Raw genomic sequence first — 4,937 nt, 5'->3', positions numbered from 1 at the left:
TCTCGCCCGCCGCCGGAGCGCCCGGAAGCGGCCCGGCCGCCGCGGGGCCGTCGGCCGCGCCGCCGCCCTTCGCGGGAGCGGCCGACGGGGGATCGGGAACAGGTGCCGGAACGCCGTCGGCGACGGGTACCGGGACGGGGTCCGGAACCGGCAGGGCCGCGGCCATCCGTTCCGGTGTCCAGAACGCGGCGGCCTCGCGCGCGGTCCAACGGCTCTGGGCGGCCTGCGCGCTGCCCGTCTCCGCGACGGGCAGCGGCCCGCCGGGCAACAGCAGTGCGGCGGCGGCCGTAGCCGCCGCCAGCGTCAACGTACGTCGCATGTCTCGCTCCTGAGGGTATGGGCCGGGACGGCCCGGATGACCTGGTGCTGTGACCGGCCGGGTTCACCGGGGCGCGGCGCCCGCAGCGGCACCGCACCGTGTTGTCGGACCGCGCGAGTGCGTCCGGTACGAGCCGAGGTCCTCCCGCCCCGTGCCGCACCGCACCGCACCGGACGCCGCAACCCGGCAAGCCTCTTCGACCACAGCACTAGACGGCCTGCGGAAATCGGAACAGCCGGTCGGGGTCGTAGGCCCGTCGGACCTCCTCCAGCCGGGGGAGGTTGGAGCCGTAGTAGGCCTCGCGCCAGCCGGTGAGCTTCGGGTCGGCGTAGTTCTGGTAGGCGGCGCCGCCGGCCCACGGGCGCAGGTCCTGCCAGAGCCCGTCCAGCCAGGCCCGGTGGCGGGCCACCTCGGCGGCCGGAGCGGACTGCGGCCAGTAGACGAGGTACTGGGCCAGGAAGGCGCTGCCGCGGTGGACGAAGGCGGTGTCGGCGGCGGCGACCCGGTTCAGTGCCCCGCCGCACACCCCGTCGAACTGGACGACCCCGAGCCCGCCGCGCGGCGCCCGCCCCGCGTACCGCCGGACGGCCGCCAGCACCGCCGTGACCGCGGGCTCAGCCAGCCCGGATGGGCCCCAGAAGTCGGAGCGGGCGGCGTACGAGTCCCGCCCGAGGCGCCCCTGCGGGTCCCGGCCGGGCAGCCGGCCCGGGAGCCGGCACCGGTCGGGGGCCGGATCGGCGCAGCCCGCCATGGCCCGTACGGTGTCCGCGTAGCTCCGTACGACGGTCCAGCTGTCCCGGGGTCCTCGCCCCACCAGGTCGGTGAGCCGCGTCAGTTCCCGCTCCAGCTCCCCGCGCCCGTCGAGGCACACGACCCGGACGGCGGGCACCGCGGCGGCCCCGGTCCCCGACTCCACCGTGAACTCCACCTGGCTCCAGAACGGGTCCGGCAGCCCGCCCAGCCAGCGCTGCCAGCCGCGCAGCACCGCCGGGGAGTCGGTGTCCGCCCAGTGCAGCTCGGCGAAGGCGGCATCGGTGACCGGATGGGTGCGCAGCCGGAACTCGGTGACCACCCCGAAGTTGCCGCCGCCGCCCCCGCGTAGCGCCCAGTACAGATCGGGGTCCCCGCCCGGCCCCACCTCCCGCACCACCCCGTCCGGGGTGACCACCCGGGCGCCGGAGAGCCGGTCGCAGGTGGCTCCGTAGGCCCGGGAGGAGAGGCCCAGGCCACCGCCGAGGGCGAGCCCCGCGATGCCGACGGAGGGGCACAGCCCGGCCGGGACGCCCAGGCCGTCCGCCGCGAGGGCCGCGTGCAGACCGGCGAGCCGGGCGCCCGCGCCGACCCGTACCTCGCCCCCTTCGACCGTCACACCGGCCATTGCCCCCACGTCGACCACCAGACCGGCGGCCACGGTGGACCAGCCCCCATAGCTGTGGCCGCCGCCGCGCGGCACGACCGGGGCGCCCGAGCGGCGGGCGAAGTCCAGGCAGACGGCCACGTCCCCGGCGTGCGCCGGGTAGGCGACGGCCGCGGGGGAGACGGAGTCGAAGCGGGGCTGGAACAGCTGTCGGGCCTCGGCGTAGTCCGCACCGCCGGGCAGGACCACCCGCCCGTCCAGCGCGCGGGCGAGCGCCCCGAAGTCGGCGCTGCCCCGCGGGGAACGGGCGGCCGCGCCCACGGAGGCCAGGACGGCGGCGGCGGTGCCCGCGAGGACCCGGCGGCGAGGGAGGCTCATTCCTCCTTCCTCCCACTGCCCGGCCCGATCGGGGCGAAGGCGGGCCCGCCGAAATCGTGTTGTCAGCCAATTGGACCAGGCGGTGCCACGAGGCTATCGCGTGCCTGCGAGGGAGGCGAGTGCCGTGGCTTGGTGCGGCAACGTCGACGGCCGAGGTGGCCCTCCGCAGGTGGCTCCGAAGTCATTCCCAACTTGTCGGAAATGTAGGGGTGATGGCCTGTTGGCCTGGGATTATGAGGTCGAGGGTGAGCTGACCTTCATGGGGAGTAATCGGTTCCGCTTCCCGGATTGTCCGACCGCCACCACCTCTCCTGAAGGTGCTTGTGGATCTTCCGATGAGCCTCATGTGGATCAGGCTGTGACTGGGTGCTAGGGCGAATGCTGACCCTTCGCTGACCTTACCGACCAGTAGTCACATGGATTGGTGTGAGTCGCCCTGATCTGCAGGTGTCCCGGCGAGGAATCGCTCTCCATGCCCTTTCGGCAGAACGTGAGAGCCATCCTCCGGGGACCTGGACGGGGGTCATCACGACAGAGCCTCGGGAGGTCGCAGTTGTGGGGGGTAGACAAGGATTGCGATCCTGGATGAGCCGGAGCAGCTCGATGGCTCGGAGTGCAAGTCCATGAGTCGTGGGGCAGGCGGCTCGATGCCTGCCCGCCGCATGTTCTCAAGCCGGCGAGGCGAGCAGCTGCCGCGCTGTTTCCTGTGCCGGCGCGGTAACAACCTTGGGAGCGATTGAGTTCGGGGCGGGCTGGCCTGGCGGGTTGGCTGGTGGGTGATCAGCAGGCGGCCTGACGGGCGAGCACGAGTTCCGTGCTCGCCTTGCGGCGGGTTGTCCGCCGGGCGGAGCGGTCAGAGACCGGGGTGGCGATCGCGAGGTGGGTCTCGGCGTAGGTCTCGCGGCGGCCGGTGAACCGCTGCAGGGGCCGCCACTGCTTGTACTCGGCGTTGGTGTGCTCCACGCAGATCCGCGCGGAGGACTGGCGGCGTCGCTGCTCGCGCCAGGCGTGGTGCTCGCCCGACTGGGACATCTCCGTCGACTCCACGATCGTGCGGGCGCATCAGCACGCGGCCGGCGCCCGCTCCGACCCGCCGCCGGCACCCGCCTCAAAAGGGGCCGAGCCGGCAGAACACCAGGGCGAAACGGCATGGCAGAGCCTGAGGAAGTAGCCGCAGCCGGGCGCATCGCGGGCGCGGTCGCGACGCCAACCTAAAGGCGCCGTCGGGCCCGGCACCAACGATTGTCGCGGGCCCCGTCAGAGGGCCGGCGCCGAGGCCTGGGCGATGACCACGTCGAGCAGGGCCAGCAGGCTGCCGCGCGCGTCCTCCCGGGAGCGGGCGTCCAGCAGCAGCACGGGCGTGGCGGGGTTCCCCAGGCGCAGCGCGGCGGCGATCTCCTCGGCGGTGTAGGGCTGTTCGCCGTGGAAGCAGTTCGCGCCGACCACGAACGGCAGCCCGCGGCTCTCGAAGAAGTCGATCGCCGGGAAGCCCCGGTCCAGGCGCCGGGTGTCGACCAGCACGAGCGCCCCCAGGGCCCCGTTCAGCAAGTCGTCCCACATGAACCAGAACCGCTCCTGGCCGGGCGTTCCGAACAGGTAGAGGACCACCCCGGCGTCGGCCAGAGTGATCCGGCCGAAGTCCATCGCGACCGTGGTCAGGGTCTTGGACTCGATGCCGTCCAGGTCGTCGACGCCGATCCCCGCGCTCGTCAGGCGCTCCTCGGTGCGCAGCGGCTCGATCTCGGAGACCGACTCGACCAGGGTCGTCTTGCCGACCCCGAATCCACCGGCGACGAGGATCTTGACGGGGGACGCTCCCCCGGCGGCGAAAGCGTCGGGAGTGTCATATCCGGGCAAGGTTGTCCCTGATTTTCATGAGCAGGTGGACATTGGTGGTCTCGGCGCCGTCGAGGGGCGGCCGATGGTGGATCAGCCCGCGGTCCGCGAGTTCGCCCAGCAGCAGCGTCATCGGGGTGAGGCGCATGTGCATGCGGGCGGCGATCTCGGCGACCGCCATCCCGCCCGGCGGTGCGCACATGGCGAGGACGGCCCGCCATTCGGTGGCCAGCCCGGTGTGGGCGTCGTCCGCGGCGACCGCGGCCGTGATGGTGGTGTCCATGGTGAGGGCGGTCTGCGGAGCGGCGGCCGTGCGGCCGTCGGTCAGCGCGTACAGCCGTGTCCTGCGCGGGCTCCTGCGCTGCGGCTCGTCGGGCATTACGGCGTCGGTGTGGAGGTGCGCTCGGGGGTTCCCAGCCACTCGCCGAGTGCCTGGGCGGTCCGTACGGCCTCGCCGCCCAGCTCTCCGAGGCGTGCCTTGCGGTTGGTCACCACGATGAGCGTGCTGCCCTCTCCGCAGCCGACGACGCAGAGGTAGCGGTCGTCCATCTCCACGAGTTGGCGGATGACCCGGCCGCCGTCGATCTCCCTCGATATCGCCTTCATGGTGGCGGCGATGCCGGAGGCGGCGGCAGCGATGCGCTCCGCCTGGTCCCGCTCCAGCAGGTAGGCGCTGAGCTTGATGCCGTCGTTGGACAGGAGCACGGCTCCCTCGATGCCGGCGATCCGGCTCAGGTTGTTGTCCAGGATGCCGTAGATCATTTCGCTGGCTGTCATCGTCATGGCCGTTCCGCTCGGAGCTCTGCTTCCACTTTCTTGGTCCCCTCTTCGTAGTCCGCCCAGGCGTCGGCGACCTCTTCGGGTGTCGCCGTGTCCGGGCCGGTGTCCGGCTCCGGTGCGCGGGGGCCGCGGAGCTGCCGGGTGAGATGGGTCTGGGGGACGCGCTGGGGCTGGGCGGGCCGCGGGGGGGGGGGGGCGCCCCCGGAGCGGACGGGCAGCGGCCGCCCGGTCGTGACCGGTCCGGGGGCGGGGCGGGGTGCGGGCGCC

At 73.3% G+C, this 4,937-nt stretch carries 5 protein-coding genes and 2 pseudogenes; 1 reads left to right on the top strand and 6 read right to left on the bottom strand.

Annotated elements, in window-relative coordinates; genetic code table 11:
• The 3 genes and pseudogenes from ACEPPI_RS39830 to ACEPPI_RS39820 all read right to left on the bottom strand — a co-directional run.
• Nucleotides 1-319: pseudogene (locus ACEPPI_RS39830) on the bottom strand (hypothetical protein); the annotation flags it as partial.
• Nucleotides 320-527: 208 nt separating this feature from the next.
• Complete coding sequence (locus ACEPPI_RS39825; RefSeq protein WP_373920135.1) at nt 528-2,054, bottom strand: FAD-binding oxidoreductase; 1,527 nt, start codon at nt 2,052-2,054, stop codon at nt 528-530.
• Between the two features lie 780 nt (nt 2,055-2,834).
• Nucleotides 2,835-3,086 carry a hypothetical protein gene (locus ACEPPI_RS39820; RefSeq protein WP_373920136.1) on the bottom strand — a complete coding sequence of 84 codons (252 nt, stop codon included), beginning with the start codon at nt 3,084-3,086 and terminating at the stop codon, nt 2,835-2,837.
• Here ACEPPI_RS39820 and ACEPPI_RS39815 point away from each other — a divergent pair.
• Nucleotides 3,079-3,189, top strand: a pseudogene (locus ACEPPI_RS39815) (IS5/IS1182 family transposase); the annotation flags it as partial. The gene ACEPPI_RS39820 and the pseudogene ACEPPI_RS39815 overlap by 8 nt on opposite strands.
• A gap of 122 nt (nt 3,190-3,311) precedes the next feature.
• On the opposite strand, the gene ACEPPI_RS39810 reads toward ACEPPI_RS39815, so the two are convergent.
• The 3 genes from ACEPPI_RS39810 to ACEPPI_RS39800 are packed head-to-tail and all read right to left on the bottom strand — an operon-like array spanning nt 3,312 to nt 4,673.
• Nucleotides 3,312-3,911 (bottom strand): ATP/GTP-binding protein, encoded by a 600-nt coding sequence (locus tag ACEPPI_RS39810; protein ID WP_373920134.1) that lies wholly within the window; start codon nt 3,909-3,911, stop codon nt 3,312-3,314.
• Nucleotides 3,898-4,269: a DUF742 domain-containing protein gene (locus tag ACEPPI_RS39805; protein ID WP_373920133.1), complete on the bottom strand. Its 372-nt coding sequence runs from the start codon at nt 4,267-4,269 to the stop codon at nt 3,898-3,900. Before ACEPPI_RS39805 ends, ACEPPI_RS39810 begins: the two co-directional genes overlap by 14 nt.
• The gene (locus tag ACEPPI_RS39800; protein WP_373920132.1) at nt 4,269-4,673 is read right to left on the bottom strand and encodes a roadblock/LC7 domain-containing protein; all 405 of its coding nucleotides are present in this window, start codon (nt 4,671-4,673) and stop codon (nt 4,269-4,271) included. The genes ACEPPI_RS39805 and ACEPPI_RS39800 overlap by 1 nt, the downstream gene beginning before the upstream one ends.
• Nucleotides 4,674-4,937 lie beyond the last annotated feature (264 nt).

The organism is Streptomyces sp. AB3(2024), from assembly GCF_041862025.1.
GTDB lineage: Bacteria > Actinomycetota > Actinomycetes > Streptomycetales > Streptomycetaceae > Streptomyces.
Note: the sequence above shows the minus strand (reverse complement) of the source record. Positions and strands in the feature narration are given on the sequence as shown.

Bases quoted from the DNA above. Each gene is read 5' to 3' on its own strand.
- ACEPPI_RS39825 (WP_373920135.1), bottom strand. From the start codon at position 2,054: ATGAGCCTCCCTCGCCGCCGGGTCCTCGCGGGCACCGCCGCCGCCGTC.
- ACEPPI_RS39820 (WP_373920136.1), bottom strand. From the start codon at position 3,086: ATGTCCCAGTCGGGCGAGCACCACGCCTGGCGCGAGCAGCGACGCCGC.
- ACEPPI_RS39805 (WP_373920133.1), bottom strand. From the start codon at position 4,269: ATGCCCGACGAGCCGCAGCGCAGGAGCCCGCGCAGGACACGGCTGTAC.
- ACEPPI_RS39800 (WP_373920132.1), bottom strand. From the start codon at position 4,673: ATGACGATGACAGCCAGCGAAATGATCTACGGCATCCTGGACAACAAC.